Origin of the sequence: Candidatus Sodalis pierantonius str. SOPE, from assembly GCF_000517405.1 — a bacterium.
Lineage (GTDB): Bacteria > Pseudomonadota > Gammaproteobacteria > Enterobacterales > Enterobacteriaceae > Sodalis_C > Sodalis_C pierantonii.
In genome coordinates this window covers 1,187,883-1,211,772 of sequence record NZ_CP006568.1, presented here as the reverse complement: position 1 = coordinate 1,211,772, position 23,890 = coordinate 1,187,883, and the positions used below count along the sequence as shown (strand labels likewise).

The window sequence follows — 23,890 nt, the reverse complement described above, 5'->3', positions numbered from 1 at the left end:
CTCAGTTCATCCAGCGGTTGTCTTTTTTGCGACGGGAAATGATATGGGGCAGCAACAGGCCCAACAGCAGGCCAACGCCGGCCACGCCGCCGCCATACATGAACCACTGCATGATAATGGTGCGCTGTTTATCGTCAAGCTGAACCGCCGCCGCGTTGACTTTTTTCTGCGCCGTCGTGAGTTGATCCTTCAGCGCCTGATTCTGCTTCTTGAGATCATTGATAACGCCATCGCTGGTGGCTACTTTTTTCTGCATGTTGGCGGTGCGCTGATTCCAACCGGCATCGAGGGTATTGAGCTTTTGCGTCAGATCCTGCACCTGCTGCTCCAGCGCCGGCACCCGGGTGCGCAGGCTGGGCTGGGCGCTCAACTGGTCCAGCGGGATCCACGCGGTGCGACCCTTTTCATTGCGCACCTGCGCAAAGCCGGCGTCGTCGTTTTGGCCGATAAGCGTAACGGCGTCGCCGGAATTCAAGGTGCCGACAATGCGATATTGGTTGCCCGGGCCGCTATGTATATAGGTCAGCAGGTCGTCGGAAACATAACGTTGCTCGTCGGCGCTGGCGGCGCAGGCGAGACCCAGACCGAGCGCGGCGAAGTAAATATGGCGTAATTTCAGCATTATTCCGTCATTTTTAAGCAAATGTTGCACGATAGTAGTGGCTTCAGTTTGACGACGCAACGTCGGGTCCGAAATGAGAACACTCTTAACTCTCGGACCCGCGCCAGGCCGTTGCCGATGCCGCTACACGATGAGGCCGGCATCCACGGGCCGGCGCCGCGCGGCTACGGGCGCGGCGTGCCCTCTTCGCCGCCGGTGGCGGTTGTGAGGGATGAAAATGACAAAACGCGTCAAAAGCGATGAAAACTTTTGACCACGCCTGGCACGAAAAGTGCCGTTGGGCTTGTCCGTTTTGTCCATTAAGGCCATGATTAGGCGTTAACACTTGTCATCTCAAGTGGTTGATCTCATCAAGGGATGGCTTAAGCGTCAATGAACTTCACCGGTATGGCCATTTAAAACTATGAATGAAGAAATCGAGTTAAAATTTATCGTTCAGCCCGAGACGCTGCCCGCACTGCGGCAGCGGTTATCGGCGACGGGCCATGACGGTCATTCGCTCCGGCAATTGACCAATAGCTATTTTGAGACGGACGGTTTTGATTTACGCCGCCACGGCATAGGGTTACGCATTCGTTAGGTGGACGGGCAATATAAGATGACGATGAAAACCGCTGGGCAGGTTATCGGCGGATTACATCAGCACCCTGAATATAATGTACCGCTGCTGGGGCCGATGCTGGAACTGCAACGGCTGCCGGCGCAGGCGTGGCCGGAGGGGCTGAGTCCCGCCACGCTGCAATCGCGCCTTAAGCCGCTGTTCACCACCGATTTCGCTCGTGAGAAATGGCGGGTGACGCAGGGTGAAAGCCAGATTGAGGTCGTGCTGGATCGAGGTGAGGTCAGCGCTGGCCCTCTAAGCGAGCCGATCTGCGAACTGGAAATGGAATTGCTGAGCGGCAACGCGCGCGATCTATTTACCTTCGCCAGGACGCTGAGCGATGCCGGCGGCCTTCGTTTGGGTAGCCTGAGCAAGGCCGCGCGCGGTTATCATCTTCAGCGGGGAAATCCTGCGCGCGCCATCCGGCCGCTGCCGCTGCTTAATCCCGCCGCGCGGGCGACGGTGGAGGAGGGAATGAGCGCGGCGCTGCATCTGGCGCTGGATCATTGGCAATACCATGAGGAGCTCTGGCTGCGCGGCGATCCGCAGGCCAAGGTCGGCGTGCTGGAGGGCATCACGCTGATACGCGAGACCTTCCGCGTGATGGGTAACCTGGTGCGCCGGAAAGCGACGACCGCGCTGCGCGCGCTGCTGGCGGATATTATGCCGTTGATCGCCGCTGAACGGGCGGATCCGCAGGCGATCTGTTATCTGCCCGTCTATCTGCAAACCAAACTGGCGTTGACCTCCTGGCTAATGTTCAGCGTCTGGCAGAATACCGCCGATGAGGATACACGCAAAAAACTCGCCGGCGCCTACCGGCAGTTCGCCGACATGACGCTTGCGCGCTGCGGCGCGGAATTGAAGGTCGCGTTCGGCCGCACGCTGTCCGATGAAGAATACCTGCAACAGTTGCCGCGGCTGGAACGGCGGCTGATGGCATTTCATGTCTTATCCGGCGCCTATCGGCCGACCGAGGTCGTGGCCTATCTGATGCACTGGAAAGCGTTGCATCAATCAATCGTGTAGCAAGGACCCGAGAATAGGGAGCATTTGCGTCGGCAAGCGCTGGCGCAGGTGGGATTCTGGCTGAAATAGCAGCAAAAACGTGTTAGCGGCCACCGGGCCGCCGTTAAGCCCTGTTTGTCTGCAAGGAGTTTCTTTGATGATGACGCGACCTCTACCGCCGATCCTGCAACAGCAAGGGCAGCAGACGGCGGCCGCATTGCCGGCGCCGGCGGACGACGTAGCCATCTCTGCGCTGGCCATGAGCGATTTCATCAGCGACGCGCTGATAAGTCATCCGGCATGGCTGCAGTAGCTGGCGGCGCAGCCGCCTCGACCGGGCGAGTGGCGGGATTATGCCGGACTGTTGGCCTCTCGCCTGGCGGCGGTGGATGATGAGACCGCGCTAATGCGCGAGCGGCGACTGTTCCGGCGCCGTACGCTGGTACGTATCGGCTGGGCGCAGATCCTCGGCCTGTGTGACACCGGCGAAACGCTGACCCAGCTCAGCCAGCTGGCGGAAACCCTGATTATCGCCGCGCGCGACTGGCTGTGGCAGGCGTGTTGTCGCGAATGGGGCACGCCCTACGGCGCCGACGGTACCCCTCAGCCGCTGCTGATTTTGGGCATGGGCAAACTGGGCGGCGGTGAGCTGAATTTCTCCTCCGATATCGATCTGATATTCGCTTACCCAGAAAACGGTTTCACCCGCGGCGGCCGCCGCGGGCTGGATAACGCCCAGTTTTTCACCCGGCTCGGTCAACGGGTGATTAAGGCGCTCGACCAGCCTACCGTCGACGGTTTTGTTTATCGGGTGGATATGCGATTGCGGCCGTTCGGCGACAGCGGGCCGCTGGTACTGAGCTTTGCCGCGCTGGAAGATTATTATCAAGAACAGGGCCGGGACTGGGAACGCTATGCGATGATTAAGGCGCGGCTGATGGGCGGCGACGACGATCGCTACAGCCAGGAACTGCGCAGTATGCTGCGTCCTTTTATCTTCCGCCGCTACATTGACTTCAGCGTTATCCAGTCGCTGCGTAATATGAAACAGATGATCGCCCGTGAGGTGCGGCGGCGCGGGTTGAAGGACAATATCAAACTGGGCGCCGGCGGTATCCGTGAAATAGAGTTTATCGCCCAGGTGTTTCAATTGATCCGCGGCGGCCGCGAACCGCGCCTCCAGGCGCGCGCTGTTGCCGACGCTTGCGGCAATAGGCGAACTGGGTCTGCTCGCGCCGGCGCAAAGCGCGCGCCTGGGCGAAGCTTATCTTTACCTGCGGCGGCTGGAAAATCTGTTGCAGGGCATCAACGACCAGCAGACCCAAACGCTGCCCGTCAACGCGCTTAATCAGGCGCGTCTGGCCTGGGGTATGGACGAGTCGGACTGGCCGCAGCTCACCCGGACGCTGGCCGCCCATATGCAGGCGGTGAGGGCGGTGTTTGATGAGCTCATAGGCGATGATGCGCCCGACGCCGAAGATAATGATACGCCCGGCGCCGCGGCCGCGTTGTGGCAGGAGCCGATGTCGCAAGCGTCGGAGGCCGACGTCGCAGGGGTTCCCTGGCCCCGCCTGGCGCAGCATGTCGCCGATTTCCGTCGCGATGTGGCGAAACGCACGCTCGGCCCGCGCGGGCGGGAATTGCTGGACGCGCTGATGCCGCGATTGCTGACGCATATCGGCGATGGCGACACGGCGGACGTGGCGTTTGAACGCTTGGCGCCTGTGCTGCTCAGTATCGTCTCCCGCACCACGTACCTGGAGCTGCTGCTGGAGTACCCCGGCGCGCTGGGGCACTTGATTCGCCTGTGCGCCGCGTCGCCGATGATCGCCAGCCAGCTGGCGCGACATCCGCTGCTGCTGGATGAATTACTCGATTCTGCCACCCTCTACCACCCGCCGGCGCCGTCGGCCTATGGCGACGAGCTACGCCAATACCTGTTGCGGGTGCCTGAAGAGGACGAGGAGCAGCAGCTGGAGGCGCTGCGCCAATTCAAGCAGGCGCAGCAGTTGCGCATTGCCGCCGCCGATATTGCCGGCGTGCTACCGGTGATGCAGGTCAGCGATCACTTGACGTATCTGGCGGAAGCCATGATCCACGCCGTTATCCAGCAGGCGTGGAAGTCAATGGTGGCGCGTCACGGGCGTCCTTCGCATTTTGCCGCCGGCCAGGACGCCGGATTTGCGGTTATCGGATATGGGAAACTCGGTGGCTGGGAGCTGGGCTATAGCTCCGATCTGGACCTGCTGTTTTTACATCAGTGCCCGGATGACGCCATCACTGACGGGCCACGCGTCATCAATGGCCGGCAATTTTATCTGCGGCTGGCGCAGCGGGTGATGCATTTATTCAGTACCCGGACCCCGGCGGGGGTACTGTATGAAGTGGACGCCAGGCTGCGCCCTTCCGGCTCCGCCGGTATGCTGGTCAGTACGCTTGCGGCGTTCGAGGATTATCAGCTCAATGAAGCCTGGACCTGGGAGCATCAGGCGCTGGTGCGCGCGTGGATGGTTTATGGTACCTCGGCTCTGCAAGAGGGGTTTAACGCTATTCGCCGCCGCGTGCTGTGCCGCGGGCGCGATCCCGCTACGCTGCGCCGCGAGGTCAGTGAAATGCGCGCCAAGATGCGGCAACATTTGGCCAGTAAGCAATCTGACGTTTTCGATATCAAAACGGACGAGGGCGGTATTATCGATATCGAGTTTTTGGCGCAGTATCTGGTGTTGCGCCACGCCGCCGAAAAGCCCGAACTGACGCGCTGGTCGGATAATGTGCGTATCTTCGAGCTGATGGCCCAACATGGGATTATTGACGGCGACGATGCTGATGGGCTGCGCGCCAGTTACACCACGCTGCACGATACCCTTCATCATCTGGCGCTGCCCGGTCGGGTACCGGTAGCGCAGTTCGCCCGCGAGCGCGCCTTGATCGGCCGCTGCTGGCGCCAATGGCTGGACTGAGGGGCGCCGTGGCTGCCGCAATCGCGAAGCGCCATGTGTTCGCGGGTGCGCGCTGCACTCGGCATTGGTACGCAGCAAGGGTTCGACTACGCGGCGCTGGCGCGGGCGGGCCAGCGCCAGGCGCCGCAGGGGGCGAATTTCTCCCGCCTGTGATATTATTGCGCCCCTTGAACAGGATCTCTTTGGAGCGAGTGGATGAAAGTGACCTTGCCTGATTTCCGCCGGGCGAGCGTGCTGGTCGTGGGCGATGTGATGTTGGACCGATACTGGTACGGTCCTACCAGCCGGATTTCACCGGAAGCGCCGGTGCCTATCGTAAAAGTGGACGCTATTGAGGAGCGTCCCGGCGGGGCCGCCAACGTCGCGATGAATATCGCCGCGCTGGGCTGTCATTCGCGCCTGGTCGGCCTGACCGGCATTGACGACGCCGCCCGCGCCCTGGGCGCGCGGCTTAGCGAAGTGGCGGTGATCTGCGATTTTGTTGCCGTTGCTACCCATCCCACGATAACCAAGCTGCGGGTGTTATCACGTAATCAACAGCTTATCCGCCTGGATTTCGAGCAGGGCTTCGACGATGTCGACGCCGCTCCCATGTTAGAGTGTATCCAGCTCGCGTTGCCGAAAACCGGCGCGCTGGTGCTGTCCGACTATGCAAAAGGCGCGCTGGCGCGCGTGCGCGAGATGATTACGCTGGCGCGGGCCGCCGGCGTGCCGGTGCTTGTCGACCCGAAAGGTACCGACTTCAGCCGCTATCAAGGGGCGACGCTGCTGACGCCAAACCTGTCCGAGTTCGAGGCGGTGGCAGGGGCTTGCAAAGATGAGGAAACGCTGGTGAGCCGCGGCATGAAAATCATCGCCGACTATCAGCTTTCGGCGCTGCTGATTACCCGGTCGGAGCAGGGGATGACCCTACTGCAGCCGGGTAAAGATCCGTTGAATTTACCGACCCAGGCGCAGGAGGTCTACGATATGACCGGCGCCGGGGATACGGTCATTGGCGTGCTGGCCGCCGCGCTGGTCGCTGGCAATAGCCTGGAGGAGTCCTGTTTTCTGGCCAATGCCGCGGCGGGCGTGGTGGTCGGGAAATTGGGTACGTCGACCGTCAGCCCCATCGAGTTGGAAAACGCCATCCGCGGCCGCGCCAAAACGGGCTTTGGCGTCATGACCGAAAGCGAACTGAAGCAGGCCGTGGCGCTGGCGCGCCAGCGCGGCGAAAAGGTGGTGATGACCAACGGTATCTTCGACATCTTGCATGCGGGCCACGTCAGCTATCTCGCCAACGCCCGCAGGTTGGGCGACCGGCTTGTCGTGGCGGTAAACAGCGATGATTCCACCAAGCGTCTCAAAGGGGAAAGCCGCCCGGTAAATCCTCTGGCGCAGCGCATGACCGTCCTGGCGGCGCTCGAAGCGGTGGACTGGGTGGTGCCTTTTAGTGAGGACACGCCGCAGCGGTTAATTGCCGACGTACTGCCGGATGTGCTGGTCAAGGGCGGCGACTATCAGCCGCATCAGATCGCCAGCAGCAAGGAGGTCTGGGACAACGGGGGCGACGTGCTGGTGCTGAATTTTGAAGACGGCTGTTCCACCACCAATATCATCAACGCCATTAAACGCGGCGAGCGAGGATAAGGCGCGCGCCGGGGGGGGGGGCCGTCCTGGTCGAGGCGAGCGGCACGTCAGCGGGGCATCGTTGCCGCTGACGCCGCAAGGGGCTAGGGCCGTTATAGCTTCTTGAAGGTGTCTTTGGCCGGCTTGTCGGCCGCGCTGCCGCCCTCCGGCACCGCCTGTTCAGCGGGGGAAACGCTGGTGGTGTCGTCCACGCCGCTCACGCTCGCTGGTTTCGCTCCCGCCGCGGCTCCGGCAGGCGCCGCCGGGCTGACCAGCGGATCGCTTTTCGGCATGGTTTCCAGCGCGTTAAGGTGCAGTTCCAATTGACTCAGTTTCTCTCGGGTGCGCAACAGCACCTGGGTCTGCACGTCAAATTCCTCGCGGCTGACCAAGTCCATTCGGCTGAACTGGTTTTGCAGCACCTGACGGATCTTTTTTTCCACATCGTCGCCCAAATCGCGAATGCCTTTCGGCAGCGATTCCTGCACCTGGCGGGCAAGCTGTTCAAGTTTCTTTGGATCAATCATCGTCGGCTCCCTAACTGGTCAGAATGCATTAAGTGTAATGCCAGTTCCCCCTGAGTGGAAACAAAAGCATTCATTGAAATTATGCGTTTGCTAATTGCCTCGGCAGCGGGTTGGCGCTATAGTATTTCTGCTTATTCCCAGGGCGGGGTGCAATTCCCCACCGGCGGTAAACCTGGCTAAATTATTGCACAGGAAGCCCGCGAGCGCTCAGGTTGCGTGCAATCTGAGGTCAGCAGATCCGGTGTAATTCCGGGGCCGACGGTGATAGTCCGGATGGGAGTTATTTTTTGGCCCGTTCGCGGCCGCTCCTAAGTCTGCCCTGATTCTGGTAATCCATATCAATTATGAGGTTTTATTTACCATGAATCAGACGCTTCTTTCCGAATTCGGTTCTCCGCTCCAACGCGTGGAAAACGTGCTGAAGGCGCTGCGCAACGGCCGCGGAGTACTGGTACTGGACGATGAAGATCGTGAAAATGAAGGCGATATGATATTCGCCGCGGAAAACATGACCGTTGAGCAGATGGCGCTAGCCATTCGCCACGGCAGTGGTATCGTGTGCCTGTGCCTGACTGAAGAGCGCCGACAGCAATTGGCGCTGCCGATGATGGTTGAACGTAACAGCAGTCATTATCAGACAGCGTTTACCGTCACTATCGAAGCCGCTGAAGGGGTCAGCACCGGGGTATCCGCCGCCGATCGCCTGACGACAATTCGGGCCGCCATCAAAGATAACGCCAAACCCACCGATCTTAACCGTCCTGGGCATGTGTTCCCGCTGCGCGCGCAGCCGGGCGGCGTACTGGTGCGCGGGGGGCATACCGAAGCGGCCGTGGATTTAACCACCCTCGCCGGCCTGAAGCCGGCGGGCGTGCTGTGCGAAGTGACCAATGACGATGGCACTATGGCGCATGCGCCGGAAATTGTGGCCTTTGCCCGGCGCCACGACATGCCGGTGCTCACCATTGAAGATCTGGTGACCTATCGTCGCGCTCTGGCGCGCGAAGTAAGCTGACCGTCCTGGCTGGGGGTGCGTCAGTGGGTCGCCAGCGCTAAGCTCCGCATTTCCTGCCAGGTGTAAATCATCACTTCATCTGTGGAGAGCTGCACGGCGGCAACCATCGCCGCCGCGATATCCGCCGCCGTTATGGCGCGGTATTTTTTCGCCCGTCCCCGCAGTACCGGATCCAGCCGCGGCCATACGCGGTTGAGCCCTCTCTCCAGCGGGCGGCGCTCTTGCCGCTCGCCCAGGATCATGCCGGGCCGAAAAAGATGCGTCCGTGTAGGGTGTAGGGTGTAGGGTGTAGGGTGTAGGGTGTAGGGCAATAATATCCCGTTCCGTTTCCCCTTTAATACGCAGATACGACGCGTAAGAGCCGACGCTCGCGCCCACCGCTGACACCAGCGATAGCGAACGCGCGCCCTGTTCGAGAGCCAGCCGCGCCGCCAGCAGGGGATAATCATGATCGATGCGGTAATAGTCTCACCGATCGGGGCTATTTTTGCGGGTAGTCCCGAGGGCGATAAACACATCCTCCGCCGCCAGCGCGTCCGCCTGGGCGGGCAGCGTGTCGATATCGCCGATGAGTTGTGTCAGCTGCGGATGGCGCAGCGGCAGCTCTCGCCTAACTACCGTGATGACCTGCCCGTAGACGCGATGACCTAACAAGATGGACAAAAGATTACCGCCCACTAATCCGCTGGCGCCAAATAGCAATGCTGTTTTCATTTGTTGGCCTCGGTTATTCAATTTTCCTGATTATCTTCATCATCGTTATCTCGATTCTTTGCGCGGCGAAAAGCGCTAATGTGATGTCATCAGCCGCCGTAAGCGACGCACAACGAATAAGGATACCCGATGAGTAGCCCACGCATGCCCGCCCTTTTCCTCGGTCACGGCAGTCCGATGAACGTGCTGGAAGACAACCGCTATACTCATACCTGGCAACAGCTGGGTCAGACACTGCCGCGGCCGAAGGCCATCGTGGCCATTTCGGCCCATTGGTATACGCAGGGCACCGCCGTCACCGCCATGGCGCAGCCGCGCACCCTACACGATTTCGGCGGGTTTCCGCAGGCGCTATTCGATAAGCGTTACCCGGCGCCGGGATCGCCTGCGCTGGCGCAACAAGTACAGTCTCTGCTGGCGCCGGTGGCGGTGCATGCCGATACCGGCGAATGGGGGTTGGACCACGGCATCTGGGGCGTACTCATTAAAATGTATCCCGAGGCGGATATTCCGGTGGTGCAACTCAGCATCGACGCGACGCGCGATGCCGCTTACCATTTCGCCCTCGGGAGAAAACTGGCCGCGCTGCGCGATGAAGGCGTGATGCTGGTGGACAGCGGCAATTGTAGTACATAACCTGCGCACGGTACGCTGGCAGGACGAGGCTGAACCTTACCCATGGGCACTGTCGTTCGATCAGTTTGTGCGCGGAAACCTCAGTGCGCAAGAGGAACCGCATCCGCTGATAGAGTATCGGCAGCATCAGGATGCTGCGCTGTCCAACCCGTCGCCGGAGCACTTTTTGCCTTTGCTGTATGTGCTGGGCAGCCGGATCGGCGATGAGCCGGTCACTGTACCCGTGGACGGTATCACGCTGGGGTCCATCAGTATGCTGTCGGTGCAGGTGGGCTAAGGCGGCGGCGCGGCATCACTGCGCCACCGCAGGATCAATCAACGATAATGTGAGGATAAAAGCGGGAGAGATCCTGGGTAATGATCTGCCTGTCTTCGCGCAGACCGATGCCGCAAGGTTGATCGTTAACCAGCCAGCTGCCGATCACCGTATAGCTGTCGCCGAAGCGGGGCAGCGGGCAAAAGGCCTGGACAATCGACCCCTCTTCGCCGTAGGGGCCCTCCACCCGCGCGGTCTCCCGCCCTTGCTCGAAGACCCGCACGTTAGCGCCTTCCCGCGAGAACAGCGGTTTCACGACATAGTTGTCCATCGGCGGGAAATCGTCTTCGGCAAAAAAATAGGCCGGCAGCAAATTGGGATGGTCGGGAAACATCTGCCAAAGCATCGGCAGCAGCGCCTTGTTGGACAAAATGCATTTCCAGGCGGGTTCGAGCCAGCGCACGCAGGCGTCTTCCAGCTTGGTAGAGAACATTTCGCGCAGCATGAACTCCCACGGATAGAGCTTGAACAAGTTGCTGATGACCTGATCCTGCATATCGGTAAATTGCCCTTTCTCCCCCAGCCCCAGCTCTTCAATATAAAGAAACGTATTGGGCAACCCGGCTTCCGTGGCGCAATCCTGGAGATACTGTACCGTGCCGCGATCTTCTTCGGTATCCTGGCAGCAGGCCAGGTGCAGCAGGCTGAAACCGTGCTGCGACTGAAGTTCGGCGAAGCGGCCGATAAGCTTCTCCTGAAGGCTATTATACTGGTCGGCGTTGGCCGGCAACTGCCCGGCGTTTAATTGATCCTCCAGCCAAATCCATTGAAAGAACGCCGCTTCGTACAGGGAGGTGGGCGTATCGGCATTGTTTTCCAACAGTTTTGGCGGGTGCTGGCCGTCATAGACCAGATCCAGGCGCGAATAGAGCGACGGCTGACGCGTTTGCCAGGCGTTGCGTACAAACGACCAGGTATGCCGGGGGATCCGGAATTTGGTCATGAGCTCGTCGCTGGCCACCACTTTATCCACCACCTGCAAGCACATCTGATGAATCTCGGCGGTGGCGTCCTCCAGCGTTTCGATTTGCGCCAGGGTGAACTGATAGTAAGCGTCCTCGCACCAGTAAGGCTCGCCGTATAGGGTATGAAAATTAAAGCCGTACTCGGTGGCTTTCTCGCGCCAGTCCGGCCTTTCGCTGAGGGTAACTCGTTTCATGTCCCGTTAGCCGCCCATGGTGCGGTGCGTGGTGCCGCTGCTGGTGCGCATGGCGCTCTGTTTGGCGACGGTCTCGCCGAAGCCGCCGCGGGTAATGGTCTGAGTGGTTGCCGGCTTAGGCGCCAGGGCGGTCTTGGGCACGGTCATCAACCGGCCGCTGGTGGCCGCCCCGTAGCTGCGGCCGCTGGCGTCGACAAACTGGCCGCGCGCCGGACTATTGGCGGCGCGCGAGCTGAACAGCGGCTGCTGCGCATAACCGCCGCCCATCATATAGCCCGCCATCAACGGCATCCACATGCCGCCGCTGTGCTGGGATTCCGCCGCCATGCCGGCCTGCGCCGGGACCTGGGTGCATTGATCTTCGCCGAACTCCGCCACGCAGTCGGCGCGGGAGGCGTATTTGGGGGCGGTTTTCACCGCTTCCTGCTGCGCGCTGTTATAAGCGGTGGTGCACTGTTCGCTCAGTGAGGGTTTGGCGCGCGTACAGTCGTCGCTGTTCATGTACAGCGAAACGTTTTCGTCGCTTTTTTCACAGCCGGCCAGTACAAAAACGGCACCGACGGCCAGCGCGATGGGCGCCATACGGTAAACGCGCCAATGCTTGCGAAAGCTGGCGTGATTAATCTGTTTAGTGCGTTTCATTATGTTCCTGCTTTATTAATAGTCACTGCGACCCAGAGAAGTCACTGTAGAATAGGGGAAAAACGGTGATAAATGAAGCATGGGCCGCCTACATCCGGGATCTTTACGTAGTTATACACTTCCCTGTGATCGCTCGCGCGGTATTGGCGTTGCGCGACATATCGGCGCCATCGGCCCGGGCTTCCTGCGTGGCGTTTTCCGGCGCTACCGTCTGCGGATCGGTCGGTACTATTTTGCCGAGCGTATTATTCAGCGTCACCAGATCCGCTTCGTTCAGCGTGCCGAGAGCGGATTTGAGGTTTAATTGATTAATCAGATAATCGTAGCGCGCCTGTGAGAGATTCCGCTTGCGATCATAAAGCGTGGTAGTGGCGTCCAGCACATCAACGATAGTGCGGGTACCCACCTGGTAGCCGGCTTCCGAGGCGTCCAGGGAGCTTTGCGCCGACACTACCGCCTGTTCATAAGCATTGATGCTGCTAATGGAGGCGGAAATATTGTTGAACGACGAGCGCAGGGTTCTGACCATGGTGCGATGCGCGCTTTCAAGCTGCTCGCTGGCGCTGACGAAATTGTACTGCGCCTGCTTTACCTGGGAAGTGACGGAACCGCCGCTATACAGAGGCACGTTCAGATTCAGACCGATAGCGTTTTCGCCGATATGCTTATCGGGATTGGTGACGGAATTATTGCGCGAGCCATTGTAGTCGGTATTGCTGACGGTCGACGAGGCGTTGAGATCAAGCGTCGGCATATGACCGGTCTGGTAGTAGCGAATTTGTTCACGGGCCAGATCCTGCGACAGGCGCGCCGATAACAGGCTGAGGTTCTGGTTTTCCGCTTCTTTCAACAGATTGGTAATCGCATCGGTACGCTGGGTCTTGAAGCTTGCGATATTCAGCGTCGCCAACTGCGGATAATCAATGCCGGTTATCTGGCGCAGCGCTTCTAGCGCATTGTCCAGATCGTTACGGGCGCTCACTTCCGAAGCCAGAACTGTGTCATATTTCGAGCGCGCATTCTGCACATCCGTAATGGCCACCAGGCCGACGTTAAAGCGCTGGGTGGTTTGATCCAACTGGCGATAAAGCGCCTGCTTCTGCGCTTCGGTATAAGACAGTGTATCAATGGCGCTCAATACGTTAAAATAAGCGGTAGCGGTATTAAGAATTAACGATTGCTCGTCGGTTTGATACGAGACATCCTGAATACCCGCCGTTTTTTCCTGGAGGGTCAGGGCACGCCATTTGGATATGTCGAAAATGGTCTGAGTCAACTGTAGCGCGGCGCTGGACGCGTTAGAGTTGATATCACGGTTGCCGCGAAAACCCTGGGTGTACGTATAATCTGCTCCCAATCCCAATTGAGGCAGCAGCGGGGCGCGCTTTTCATTGATTTTCTCAAAGGCTGCATCGCGATCGGCGGCGGAACGGCGAAGATCCGGATTGGACAGTCTCGCCTGCTGATACACCTGTAGCAGATTTTCTGCCTGACTCATTGCACTGAAGCCACCAAGACTCAGTCCAATAAGGAGGGGGAGCAGTTTCTTCATTTGCATTCCTTTTGAAACAGCAAAATTGCTAGGGTAGCGCTACTAAAAAAATTGTGGCTAATTCTAGCAGACACTGCCGGACGGAATAGGTGGCTTAACGTGCCATGCCGGCGCTATTTACAAAATCCATCATAAACCGTCAGTTTCCGGCAGACTGATTTAGCTGGCTGGCCGGCGGCGTTATTTGCCAATAGGAGCGCTATGATGACCTCTTCTTTTGTCACGCCGGTGACATTTGACCATGATGATGTTGAAATGCTTTCCCGTGAGACGTTATATAACGGCTTTTTCAAGATGGAACTTTACCACTTCCGCCACCGGCTGTTTAATGGCGGCATGAGCCAGACGGTGACTCGGGAAATCTTCGAGCGCGGGCATGCGGTCGTCCTATTACCCTATGATGCGCGGCGTGACCAGGTGATATTATTGGAGCAAATCCGCATCGCCGCCTATGACAGCAGCCCGACCCCCTGGCTGCTGGAGCTGGTGACCGGTATGATTGAGCCGGGAGAAACGCTGGAGCAGGTTGCCCGGCGCGAAGCGGTTGAGGAGACGGGACTTGCGGTGGGCCGCTGTAAACGGATGCTAAGCTATCTGGCCAGTCCTGGCGGCACCAGCGAACGCCTGACGGTGATGGTGGGGGAAGTGGACGCGCTGAAAGCCGAGGGTATCCATGGACTGGTGGAGGAAAATGAAGATATCCGTCTCCATGCGGTGAGCCGCGAACAGGCGTACCGCTGGGTGGAGGAGGGAGTTATCGATAACGCCGCCTCTGTCATTGCCCTGCAATGGCTGGCATTACACCATGAATCCTTGAGAAAAAAGTGGGCCGATTAATGATAAAGCGCTACACGCCCGATTTCCCTGAAATGATGCGGTTGTGCGAAACCAACTTCGCCCAGCTGCGCCGGTTGCTCCCGCCGATGAATCAGGTGGGTGAAACCGTCGCCTATCAGGTGCATGGCGCCAGCTACCGGCTGACCATTCAGGAGTCCACCCGCTACACAACGCTTGTGGAAATCACCCAGACCGCGCCTGTCGCCAGCTACTGGAGCCTGCCTTTAATGACCGTCAGGCGCTACCATGACGCCACGGTTGCGGAAGTGTGTTCCAGTCAGCAGATCTCTCGCTTCAAAGCGCGTTATGATTATCCGGGTAAAAAGTTACATCAACGTGATGAGAAACATCAAATCAACCAGTTCCTCGCGGACTGGTTACGCTATTGTTTGGCGTATGGTGCTATGGCGGTTCCTGTTTGTTAGGCAGATTTCGATAACCAAGGACAATCTTTGGAAAGTCTGTTGAAACTTCTTGTGGCGCGTGGGGCCAATATCAGGATTTTACAAATCACCGATACTCACCTGTTTGCGGGTGAGGATGAGACGTTGCTCGGGGTGAATACCTTGTGCAGCTACAGCGCGGTGCTGAAGGCGGTACAGGCTGAACAGCGGCATTTTGATTTAGTGGTCGCCACGGGCGACCTGGCGCAGGATCACTCGCCCCAGGCCTATCGGCATTTCGCCACCCGGATCGCGCGCCTGCCCGCGCCCTGCGTCTGGCTGCCGGGCAATCATGACTTTCAGCCGGCGATGGTTGATGTGCTGGCGGAGTGCGGGATTTCCTGCGCCAAACAGGTGTTAATCGGCGACGAGTGGCAGTTGCTGCTGCTGGACAGCCAGGTCTACGGCGTGCCCCACGGTGAATTGAGCGACTATCAACTGGAGTGGCTGGCGCAGGCGCTGGCCGGCCAGCCTGAGCGTCATACGCTGCTGTTGCTGCACCATCATCCTTTCCCTTCCGGCTGTATCTGGCTTGATCAGCACAGCCTGCGCAACGCCCACATGCTGGCGGAGGTGCTACAGCCCCATCAGCGGGTGAAGACCCTGCTGTGCGGCCACATTCATCAGGAACTGGACGTTGATTGGCTGGGCCGGCGCGTGCTGGCGACGCCTTCCACCTGCGTGCAGTTCAAACCGCACTGTACCAACTTCACCATCGACACCCTGGGGCCCGGCTGGCGCTATCTCGACCTGCTGCCGGGCGGCGCGGTGCAGACCGAAGTCCGTCGGCTGGACGGGATTGAACATATGCCCGACACCGATTATGAAGGCTACTGATGGCGACGCTTTTGTATCTCCACGGTTTCAACAGTTCTCCCTTTTCCGCCAAGGCCACCGCCCTAGGCGCCTGGCTGGCGCGCCACCATCCCGATATCGAGCTGCTGGTGCCGCAGTTGCCGGTGTACCCCGCCGATGCGGCGGAAATGATGGAAACGCTGGTGATGGAGCGGGCCGGAGAAACGCTGGGGCTGGTGGGCTCGTCCCTCGGCGGTTATTTTGCCACCTGGCTGTCGCAATCGTTTCTGCTGCCGGCGTTGGTGGTCAATCCGGCGGTGCGGCCGTTTGATTTGCTCACGGGCTATCTGGGGGAAAACCTGAACCCCTATACCGGCGAGAAATATGTTTTGGCGCCGCGGCATATCTATGATTTAAAGGTGATGCAGGTCGAAGTGTTAGAGTCGCCGGATCTTATCTGGTTGCTGGCGCAAAGCGGCGACGAGATGCTCGATTATCGCCAGGCGGTGGCCTACTACACCCATTGTCGCCAGACCGTCGAGTCGGGCGGCAACCACGCTTTCGTCGGTTTTGACCATTATTTCTCCTCCATCGTGCATTTTTTGGGGCTTACCATCGGGTGAGACCGCAATCGACGCCGCACAGAATATCTGCTTCCCGAAGGCCGACCTTTGCGGTAGGCTCTCCAACAATTTGTCACGAAATATGATTCAAGCCATGACTCAATCAAGCTATAACGCTGACGCGATAGAAGTACTGAGCGGACTGGAACCGGTCCGCCGCCGTCCGGGGATGTACACCGACACCTCGCGGCCCAATCATCTTGGACAGGAAGTCATCGATAACAGCGTCGACGAGGCGCTTGCCGGCCACGCCCGGCGCATTGATGTGATTTTGCATGCCGATCAGTCGCTGGAGGTCACCGACGACGGCCGCGGTATGCCGGTGGATATCCATCCCGAAGAGGGCGTGCCGGCGGTGGAGTTAATCCTCTGCCATCTGCACGCCGGCGGCAAGTTCTCCAATAAAAACTATCAGTTTTCCGGCGGTCTGCACGGGGTGGGGATTTCGGTGGTCAACGCCCTGTCCACCCGGGTCGAGGTGACGGTGCGCCGCAACGGCAATGTCTACTGCATCGCGTTCGAGAATGGCGATAAAGTCGAAGATCTGAGCGTGGTCGGCACCTGTCCCAAGCGCAATACCGGCACCAGCGTCCATTTCTGGCCGGACGAGCGCTTCTTCGATAGCCCCCGCTTCTCAATATCCCGTTTGACCCATTTGCTGAAGGCGAAGGCGGTGCTGTGTCCCGGCGTGGAAATCGTCTTCCAGGATCAGGTCAATAACACCGAGCAGCGCTGGTGCTACCAGGCGGGCCTGACAGATTATCTCAACGAAGCGATAAATGGGCTTATCACGCTGCCCGAAGCGCCCTTTGTGGGCGCGGTAAGCGGCGATACCGAAACGGTGGATTGGGCGCTCTTGTGGCTGCCGGAAGGGGGGGAACTCCTGACCGAGAGCTATGTGAATCTGATCCCCACACCGCAGGGCGGGACCCACGTTAACGGACTGCGTCAGGGCCTGCTGGACGCGATGCGCGAGTTTTGCGAATACCGCAATATTTTGCCGCGCGGCGTCAAGCTGTCGGCTGACGATATTTGGGAGCGCTGCGCCTGTGTCCTGTCGGTGAAAATGCAGGATCCGCAGTTTGCCGGCCAAACCAAAGAGCGGCTGTCGTCGCGGCAAAGCGCCGCCTTCGTTTCCGGCGTGGTGAAAGATGCCTTTATCCTGTGGCTGAATCAGAATATCCAGGTGGCGGAGCAACTGGCGGAACTGGCTATCGCCAGTGCCCAGCGTCGCTTGCGCGCGGCGAAGAAGGTGGTGCGTAAAAAATTGACCAGCGGGCCGGCGCTGCCGGGCAAGCTGGCCGATTGCACTACCCAGGATCTGGCGCGTACGGAATTGTTCCTGGTGGAAGGGGATTCGGCGGGCGGGTCCGCCAAACAGGCGCGCGATCGGGAATATCAGGCGATCATGCCGCTGAAGGGGAAGATCCTTAATACTTGGGAGGTTTCCTCCGACGAGGTGCTGGCATCGCAGGAAGTCCATGATATTTCGGTGGCGTTGGGTATCGATCCCGATAGCAACGATCTCAGCCAGCTGCGCTACGGTAAAATTTGTATCCTGGCGGATGCCGACTCCGATGGCCTGCATATCGCCACGCTGCTGTGCGCCTTGTTTATGCAGCATTTCCGCAAGCTGGTGGAGGAGGGGCATGTTTACGTGGCGATGCCGCCGCTCTACCGCATCGATTTGGGTAAAGAGGTTTATTACGCCCTGGATGAGGAAGAGAAGACCGGCGTGCTGGAGCAGTTGAAACGCAAAAAGGGCAAACCCAACGTACAGCGATTTAAAGGGCTGGGGGAAATGAACCCGTTGCAGTTGCGCGAAACCACTCTCGACCCCAATACCCGCCGGCTGGTGCAGTTAACGGTAGGGGCGGACGATGTGCAGCAGACGCTGGCGATGATGGATATGCTGCTGGCGAAAAAGCGCGCCGAAGACCGCCGCAACTGGTTGCAGGAAAAGGGCGACGAAGCGGAAATCGAGGTGTAAACCTCGAGGGATATCTCCGGCGTTCGTCTCAGAATGCCGCAAGCTTCGGGCCGCGGCAGCAGGTTTTATTGCGGCGCGGGGATGGGTAGTCGATCCCGTGTCACTACGCTGTGCGTCTTCCCAGGCGTATAGGGGGGCTTTTCACGGCGGTTGGCCAAAATCGCCTTTGCAGCCTGCTCGCGGCGCGTTAAACACCTGCTTTGCAGTCTATGCATAGCATGCCGAATGCTTCCCTGTCGGCATAGCCATGAGGCGTCGTCCTATTTCAGGGTCCATACTAACGCTGGCGTTCTGGCGATAATGGCTGGCGTAACGCACCGCGGGCTGCCGAGCGCTATTTTTGCCTCAAACCTTTCCGACTTGCAGCGCCTATCGCCGGCGTTTCACCCTTGAAGGACATTAACGCCAAATTCTCGACCCCGCCTCTCTGCGGATGGCGGATGCTTCGGTCTGTCGGTTGCTGCCGCCAGGCGTCGATGGTAGTATTTGGCTATCAAGACATACAGATGGCTAGATTCCTGGACGGCACTGATTTCGGCGGATCACAACAAGGACGCTCATGGCGGAAAATAAACCTTTGGCTGAACTGGTCGCCGCCTGCCGCTGGATAGGCGCGCGGGGTTGGATCCCGGCTACCGGCGGCAACATGTCGCAGCGGCGAGACGCGCACAGCTGTTTTGTCACCGCCTCCGGGCTGGACAAGGGCGACCTCGGTCCTGACGATTTTATTACGGTGGATATCCATACCGGCGAGACGCAGTCCGGGCGCCGGCCTTCCGCGGAAACCGGCTTGCATGCTTTTCTCTAACGGCGTTTCCCCGAGGTCGGTTGCGTGCTCCACACCCATTCGGTCAGCGCCACCGTGCTATCGCGGGCGGAGCAGGGAAGCGCCCTGCGGCTGTCCGGCTACGAGATGCAAAAAGCGCTGGCGGGCCAATCGGATCACCAAAATGAGGTGGCGATTGCCGTTTGCGATAATGCTCAGGACATCCCGGCGCTGGGTCAGCGCATCGCACAGCGGGATGAAATTACCCCTTTGCGCTATGGCTTTTTGATGCGCGGCCATGGTTTGACCTGCTGGGGGCGGGATGTGCGCGAGGCCCGGCGCCATCTAGAAGGCCTCGAATTTCTGTTTGAGTGCGAGTGGCGTCGCCGTTTGCTGGAGGCCAAATGATCCAGGCGGTAATCACCGATATCGAGGGTACCACCAGCGATATCCGTTTCGTCCATGAGGTGCTATTTCCCTACGCCCGGCAACGACTGGCCGAGGTGGTGCACCAGCGTGCCAACGATAGCGAGATCGCGCCGGCATTACAGGCTCTGCGCACCGAGATTGGCAGGCCCGATGCCGATGGCGATGATTTGCTGACGGTGCTGTACGGCTTTATGGCGGAGGATCGTAAATCCCCCGCGCTAAAAACTTTGCAGGGTATTATCTGGCGTGACGGCTACCGACAGGGGGACTTTTTCGGCCATGTTTACGACGATGTGGTGCTGCAACTGACGGCCTGGCGTCGGCAGGGGGTAGCGCTCGGCGTTTATTCCTCAGGATCGGTGGAAGCACAGCAGCTGCTATTTGGCCACAGCGTCAAGGGCGACTTGCGTTGGCTGTTCAGCCACTATTTTGATACGCGCGTCGGCGCTAAGCGGTAGAGCGCCGCCTATCAAGCTATCGCCGCTGAACTGGCGCTGCCGCCAGCGGCTATTTTATTTTTATCCGATATCTATCAGGAGCTTGATGCCGCCCGTGACGCCGGATGGCGCACCTGTCAGCTGATTCGCGACGATCATTGCGCCAGCGGAAGCCATCCGCAGGCGCGTCGTTTTGACGAGATAACCCTCCAGGAGTTTGTTTAATGAGCGCATTGACCGTTTATTCCGATACCGATGCTTCGGCGCCGCGTTGGCAAAGCCGCGAGGGGGACGCCATTCAACGTGAGCTGAACGCTATCGGCGTTCGTTTCGAGCGTTGGCAGGCCGACGGCGAACTGGGGCAAAATCCCGACGCCGAGAGGGTGATTGCCGCCTATCAACACGCCATCGATCGTTTAGTGGCAGAAAAGGGCTATCAAAGCTGGGATGTCATCAGCATGCGTCCGGATAATCCGCAGCGCGAGGTCATGCGCGCGAAATTCCTGGCGGAGCATACCCATGGTGAGGATGAAGTGCGGTTTTTCGTCGAAGGCGCCGGTCTGTTCTGCCTGCACGTGCAGGGAAAAATCTATCAGATATTGTGCGAAAAGAATGACTTGATTTCGGTGCCGGCGGGCACGCCGCACTGGTTTGATATGGGCGAGGCGCCTTATTTTACCGCTATCCAAGTGTTTGATTATCCAGAGGGCTGGATTGCCCGCTTTACCGGCGATGCTATCGCTGACGCGTATCCGCGCCTGAGGCGCTGAGCTGGCAGCGCCGTTAAGCCCAGGCCGGCCGCATGCCAGGCTGGTTCCGCAAGCCTATCGTCGCCGACGCGTAGGCCCATCAATCAATGCAGCCATCGTCAGCCCATCAACCGGTGCGGCTATCGTTAGCCGCTAAGCCAGTCGTTTCGCCGTCGGGTAAAGCCTCGGCGGCCTCAGACGGCTCCCTCTGAGCGCAACGGCCGGCTGAACAGGCCCTCTCCTACCTGCTGCGGTGTAACGATACCGGTATCCAGCACCCAGCCGTCAATCGGCGCTGCCGGGGTGACGTCAAAGGCGGGGTTGTAAACGTCCGCGCCGTCCAGCGCCCATCGGCATTGGCCAAAGCTGCCGGTTACGCCGGTCACTTCAGCAGCGTCGCGCTGCTCAATGGGAATGGCATCGCCGCTGGGACAACTGGCGTCACAGGTGGTATGGGGCGCCGTCACGTAGAACGGCACACGGTGCCAGCGGGCTAGCACCGCCAGGCTATAGGTACCGATTTTATTGGCGACATCACCGTTGGCGGCGATTCTGTCCGCGCCGACCCAAACGGCGTCCACCTGTCCGCGCGCCATCAGGTCCGCGGCCATCGCATCGCATATCAGCCGGTAAGGTACTCCCAGCTCTCCCAGTTCCCAGGCGGTGAGACGGCCGCCCTGTAGCAGCGGCCGGGTTTCGTCCACCCATACCTGCGCGATGTTGCCCTGGCGATGAGCGAGAGCAATCACGCCCAGAGCGGTACCGGTGCCGGCCGTTGCCAGCCCGCCGGTATTACAGTGGGTCAACAGGCGGCTTCCCGGTTTGACCAGCGCGGCACCGTGCCGGGCAATGGCGTCGCACAGCGCCCGATCTTCCTCCACCAATCGCAGCGCTTCCTGCCCCATCGCGGTGACGAAATCAGACTGCGCCAACGCCTGCGCCATGCGCGAGAGATTATTCATCAAATTTACCGCGGTCGGCCGCGCCGCGCGCAGCACCGCCAAATCGCGCTCAAGCTGCGCCCGGGACTGACCGCCTTCCGCCAATAAGGCCTGTGGGGTGGCAATCATTTCTGGACTCTCAAGGGGAACGATGGATTAAGCCGGAAGCCCTTTACTGGCGAGGCTTACAGCGATTTTAAGGATTCTGGACTCGTCGCAAAAAAATGAGCAAAAAATGATTTTTTTGCACTATATTCTGGACTGGATTGGTCGTAGTTTGAGTAAGTTTGAAGGCCGTTTAAACAGTTTTACACTTGCTATTTTAACAAAAAATGACCCTGTACACGATTCTGTGTAAATGCCTTTTCTCAGAAGTGACCGTCCAGGCGGTCACCGAACTCGATAATAAAGCGGCTCATTGCCATGCGCCAGTCCCTCAAAGGCATTGTCCATTTCTGTGAGGCCGCCTGTATCGCCAGCCACACCACCTTTTTCACTGCGTCGTCGGTCGGGAACACCTTGCGCTTTTTGATGGCATGCCGGATCACGCTGTTTAACGACTCGATGGCGTTGGTCGTGTAGATCACCTTGCGGATGTCCGTTGGGTAGGCAAAGAACGTGGCCAGATTGGCCCAGTTTGCCTGCCAGCTTCGACTTATTTGCGGGTAGCGGATGTCCCAGGCACTGGAGAACGCTTCCAGCGCCTGCAAGCCGGCTTCTTCCGTAGGGGCCTGATAGATAGCTTTCAGGTCGCGGGTGACGGCCTTGTAGTCCTTCCAGGAGACGAACCGCAGGCTGTTGCGCACCATATGTACGATACACAGCTGGAGCCGCGCCTCCGGATACACCGCGTTAATAGCGTCAGGGAAACCTTTCAGCCCGTCTACGCAGGCGATAAGGATATCGTTCAGGCCGCGGTTTTTCAGCTCTGTCAGCACGTTCAGCCAGAACTTTGCGCCTTCATTTTCGGCCAGCCACATACCTAGCAACTCTTTCTGGCCTTCGATGTTGATGCCCAGCGCCAGGAACACAGATTTGTTGATGATGCGGCTGTCCTGCCGGACTTTTAGAACGATACAGTCAAGATAAACAATGGGATAGACTGCATCCAGAGGCCGGTTTTGCCATTCGACAACCTGCTCCATGACCGCATCGGTGACCTTTGAGACCAGCGCCGGCGAGACATCGGCGTCATACAGCTCTTTGAACGCGGCGGCGATCTCGCGGGTGGTCATCCCTTTGGCGTACAACGATAAAATCTGGTTATCCATCCCGGTAATCCGGGTCTGGTTCTTCTTCACCAGTTGCGGTTCAAAGGAACCGTCACGATCGCGCGGAGTACGCAGCGCCAGCGGGCCATCGCCAGTGGTAACGGTTTTTGTGGAATAGCCGTTGCGGGCGTTGGTCCCCGGTTTAGGCTGATTTTTATCGTAGCCGAGGTGATGGGTCATTTCGGCATTGAGAGCTGCTTCGACGCTGATTTTTTTCAGCAGCCGATCGAAGTGACTGAGATCTTCAGGGGTTTTGAGATTTTTGGCCAGTTCGTTAGCCAGAGCCTGCAACTGTTTTTCGTCCATAAATTAACCTGTTTTTGATGTTGGATTGAACATATCAAAATCAGGCAAATACACAAATTTCTAAACAGGCTCGATCAGCTGTTCCGGCGACATCCGATCAGTTATTCCGATATTTTCCGATCACCCATTCCAGTGATATTCGATCACGTGTTCGCTCATCTTCTGACTCGGGTTTAGTCTATTTTTCCTGTGCTGGCTACTCCTTGCTCTTTGCGTAGTGATTCGCCTTTAAGTTCCAGTCTATAGCTGGGGTGTACTAACCGATCGAGTAACGCGTCAGCTGTCGTGGGGTTTTCTATCAGTCCATACCATTTTTTCACCGGCAGTTGACTGATCAGGATGCTGCTGCTTTTGTCGTAGCGATCTTCCATCACCTCCAACAGCATCGTTGCCTGCATCGGACTTATTGATTCTAGGCCCACGTCATCCAAGATCAGTAACTCTATTTTTTCTAACTGCTTAAGCTGTTTTAGATAGGTCCCGTCTACCTGACACTGATGAAGATGGGCCAGCAACCGACCCACTCGCCAGTAACGCACGCTATATTGCTGCCGGCATACCTGCTCACCAAGCGCACAACTGAGCCAGGTTTTGCCCGTACCTGTCGGCCCCGTGATGAGTATGCTTTTCTGATATTTCAGATATTGTCCCCCTAGCAGATCTCGCATCTGTTCCGGTGTCACTCCTCGGCTAGGGATATAACGGATATCTTCCGGTTTTTCCTGCAAGCGCATTTGCGATTGCCGTCGCAGACGGCATATGTTGTTGTTTTTTCTATGCAAATTTTCCGATTCTACCATCAGCGACAACCGCTCCTCGAACCCCAGCTCCCCATAACTCCCCGGGAGTTCGCGTTGCGTCTCCAACGCCTGGACCATTGCCGACAACTTCAGCTCTCGCAGAGCCATTAACAGTGTATCCATATTTATTCTCCTTAGTGATA

General features: G+C 58.6%; 18 protein-coding genes, 6 pseudogenes and 1 riboswitch. Of the genes and pseudogenes, 14 read left to right on the top strand and 10 right to left on the bottom strand.

The window, feature by feature from the left end; genetic code table 11:
- Position 1: 1 nt before the first annotated feature.
- Positions 2-622: a TIGR04211 family SH3 domain-containing protein gene (locus SOPEG_RS06270; protein ID WP_025244699.1), complete on the bottom strand. Its 621-nt coding sequence runs from the start codon at positions 620-622 to the stop codon at positions 2-4.
- 403 nt (positions 623-1,025) lie between these two features.
- Here SOPEG_RS06270 and SOPEG_RS06265 point away from each other — a divergent pair.
- The 4 genes and pseudogenes from SOPEG_RS06265 to hldE all read left to right on the top strand — a co-directional run bounded on the left by SOPEG_RS06265 (position 1,026) and on the right by hldE (position 6,820).
- Positions 1,026-2,321, top strand: a pseudogene (locus SOPEG_RS06265) (CYTH domain-containing protein).
- A 10-nt stretch (positions 2,322-2,331) separates the two neighbouring features.
- Positions 2,332-2,544 (top strand): hypothetical protein, encoded by a 213-nt coding sequence (locus tag SOPEG_RS30800; RefSeq protein ID WP_417903436.1) that lies wholly within the window; start codon positions 2,332-2,334, stop codon positions 2,542-2,544.
- Between the two features lie 51 nt (positions 2,545-2,595).
- Positions 2,596-5,191: pseudogene (gene glnE / locus SOPEG_RS06260) on the top strand (bifunctional [glutamate--ammonia ligase]-adenylyl-L-tyrosine phosphorylase/[glutamate--ammonia-ligase] adenylyltransferase).
- Between the two features lie 195 nt (positions 5,192-5,386).
- A complete protein-coding gene (gene hldE / locus SOPEG_RS06255) occupies positions 5,387-6,820 on the top strand; it encodes a bifunctional D-glycero-beta-D-manno-heptose-7-phosphate kinase/D-glycero-beta-D-manno-heptose 1-phosphate adenylyltransferase HldE (RefSeq protein ID WP_025244698.1) in 1,434 nt (477 codons plus the stop codon).
- Between the two features lie 254 nt (positions 6,821-7,074).
- Here hldE and ubiK read toward each other — a convergent pair.
- Positions 7,075-7,326, bottom strand: a pseudogene (gene ubiK / locus SOPEG_RS27195) (ubiquinone biosynthesis accessory factor UbiK); the annotation flags it as partial.
- 129 nt (positions 7,327-7,455) lie between these two features.
- Positions 7,456-7,611, top strand: a riboswitch (FMN riboswitch).
- Positions 7,612-7,687: 76 nt separating this feature from the next.
- Between ubiK and ribB the strand changes: the two are divergent.
- Positions 7,688-8,341: a 3,4-dihydroxy-2-butanone-4-phosphate synthase gene (gene ribB, locus SOPEG_RS06245; protein WP_025244696.1), complete on the top strand. Its 654-nt coding sequence runs from the start codon at positions 7,688-7,690 to the stop codon at positions 8,339-8,341.
- A 20-nt stretch (positions 8,342-8,361) separates the two neighbouring features.
- Here ribB and SOPEG_RS28695 read toward each other — a convergent pair whose 3' ends face one another.
- Both SOPEG_RS28695 and SOPEG_RS28690 read right to left on the bottom strand, forming a co-directional pair.
- Positions 8,362-8,583: a hypothetical protein gene (locus tag SOPEG_RS28695; RefSeq protein ID WP_200867867.1), complete on the bottom strand. Its 222-nt coding sequence runs from the start codon at positions 8,581-8,583 to the stop codon at positions 8,362-8,364.
- Positions 8,584-8,809: 226 nt separating this feature from the next.
- Positions 8,810-9,004, bottom strand: a complete 195-nt coding sequence (locus SOPEG_RS28690; RefSeq protein ID WP_200867866.1) for a Rossmann-fold NAD(P)-binding domain-containing protein — start codon at positions 9,002-9,004, stop codon at positions 8,810-8,812.
- A 180-nt stretch (positions 9,005-9,184) separates the two neighbouring features.
- On the opposite strand from SOPEG_RS28690, the pseudogene ygiD reads away from it, so the two are divergent.
- Positions 9,185-9,968, top strand: a pseudogene (gene ygiD / locus SOPEG_RS06235) (4,5-DOPA-extradiol-dioxygenase).
- Positions 9,969-10,002: 34 nt separating this feature from the next.
- On the opposite strand, the gene SOPEG_RS06230 reads toward ygiD, so the two are convergent.
- The 3 genes from SOPEG_RS06230 to tolC form a co-directional block, all read right to left on the bottom strand.
- The gene (locus SOPEG_RS06230) at positions 10,003-11,166 is read right to left on the bottom strand and encodes a glutathionylspermidine synthase family protein (RefSeq protein WP_025244695.1); all 1,164 of its coding nucleotides are present in this window, start codon (positions 11,164-11,166) and stop codon (positions 10,003-10,005) included.
- A gap of 6 nt (positions 11,167-11,172) precedes the next feature.
- Entirely contained in the window at positions 11,173-11,808 is a 636-nt protein-coding gene (locus SOPEG_RS06225; protein WP_038468348.1) for a DUF1190 family protein, read from the bottom strand.
- 103 nt (positions 11,809-11,911) lie between these two features.
- Positions 11,912-13,360, bottom strand: a complete 1,449-nt coding sequence (gene tolC, locus SOPEG_RS06220) for an outer membrane channel protein TolC (RefSeq protein WP_025244693.1) — start codon at positions 13,358-13,360, stop codon at positions 11,912-11,914.
- Positions 13,361-13,564: 204 nt separating this feature from the next.
- On the opposite strand from tolC, the gene nudF reads away from it, so the two are divergent.
- From nudF to SOPEG_RS06180, 8 genes and pseudogenes are all read left to right on the top strand, one after another.
- Complete coding sequence (gene nudF, locus SOPEG_RS06215) at positions 13,565-14,197, top strand: ADP-ribose diphosphatase (RefSeq protein WP_025244692.1); 633 nt, start codon at positions 13,565-13,567, stop codon at positions 14,195-14,197.
- Positions 14,197-14,622 (top strand): DUF1249 family protein, encoded by a 426-nt coding sequence (locus SOPEG_RS06210; RefSeq protein ID WP_025244691.1) that lies wholly within the window; start codon positions 14,197-14,199, stop codon positions 14,620-14,622. The genes nudF and SOPEG_RS06210 overlap by 1 nt, the downstream gene beginning before the upstream one ends.
- A 27-nt stretch (positions 14,623-14,649) precedes the next feature.
- Positions 14,650-15,477, top strand: coding sequence for a 3',5'-cyclic-AMP phosphodiesterase (cpdA, locus tag SOPEG_RS06205; RefSeq protein ID WP_025244690.1), 828 nt, complete (start codon positions 14,650-14,652; stop codon positions 15,475-15,477).
- The gene (gene yqiA / locus SOPEG_RS06200; protein ID WP_025244689.1) at positions 15,477-16,058 is read left to right on the top strand and encodes an esterase YqiA; all 582 of its coding nucleotides are present in this window, start codon (positions 15,477-15,479) and stop codon (positions 16,056-16,058) included. The genes cpdA and yqiA overlap by 1 nt, the downstream gene beginning before the upstream one ends.
- 94 nt (positions 16,059-16,152) lie before the next feature.
- Positions 16,153-18,048: a DNA topoisomerase IV subunit B gene (gene parE / locus SOPEG_RS06195; RefSeq protein WP_025244688.1), complete on the top strand. Its 1,896-nt coding sequence runs from the start codon at positions 16,153-16,155 to the stop codon at positions 18,046-18,048.
- Between the two features lie 559 nt (positions 18,049-18,607).
- Positions 18,608-19,222: pseudogene (locus SOPEG_RS06190) on the top strand (methylthioribulose 1-phosphate dehydratase).
- Positions 19,219-19,905 (top strand): annotated as a pseudogene (gene mtnC, locus SOPEG_RS06185) (acireductone synthase). Before SOPEG_RS06190 ends, mtnC begins: the two co-directional pseudogenes overlap by 4 nt.
- A complete protein-coding gene (locus tag SOPEG_RS06180) occupies positions 19,905-20,450 on the top strand; it encodes a 1,2-dihydroxy-3-keto-5-methylthiopentene dioxygenase (protein WP_025244687.1) in 546 nt (181 codons plus the stop codon). Before mtnC ends, SOPEG_RS06180 begins: the two are co-directional and overlap by 1 nt.
- Before the next feature lie 173 nt (positions 20,451-20,623).
- On the opposite strand, the gene mtnA is transcribed toward SOPEG_RS06180, so the two are convergent.
- The 3 genes from mtnA to istB all read right to left on the bottom strand — a co-directional run bounded on the left by mtnA (position 20,624) and on the right by istB (position 23,870).
- Positions 20,624-21,499, bottom strand: coding sequence for an S-methyl-5-thioribose-1-phosphate isomerase (gene mtnA / locus SOPEG_RS06175; protein ID WP_025244686.1), 876 nt, complete (start codon positions 21,497-21,499; stop codon positions 20,624-20,626).
- A 239-nt stretch (positions 21,500-21,738) separates the two neighbouring features.
- Positions 21,739-22,947 (bottom strand): IS256-like element ISSoEn2 family transposase, encoded by a 1,209-nt coding sequence (locus SOPEG_RS06165; protein WP_025244030.1) that lies wholly within the window; start codon positions 22,945-22,947, stop codon positions 21,739-21,741.
- Positions 22,948-23,120: 173 nt separating this feature from the next.
- On the bottom strand, positions 23,121-23,870 hold the full coding sequence (gene istB, locus SOPEG_RS06160) for an IS21-like element ISSoEn3 family helper ATPase IstB (RefSeq protein ID WP_025244685.1): 750 nt from the start codon (positions 23,868-23,870) through the stop codon (positions 23,121-23,123).
- Positions 23,871-23,890 lie beyond the last annotated feature (20 nt).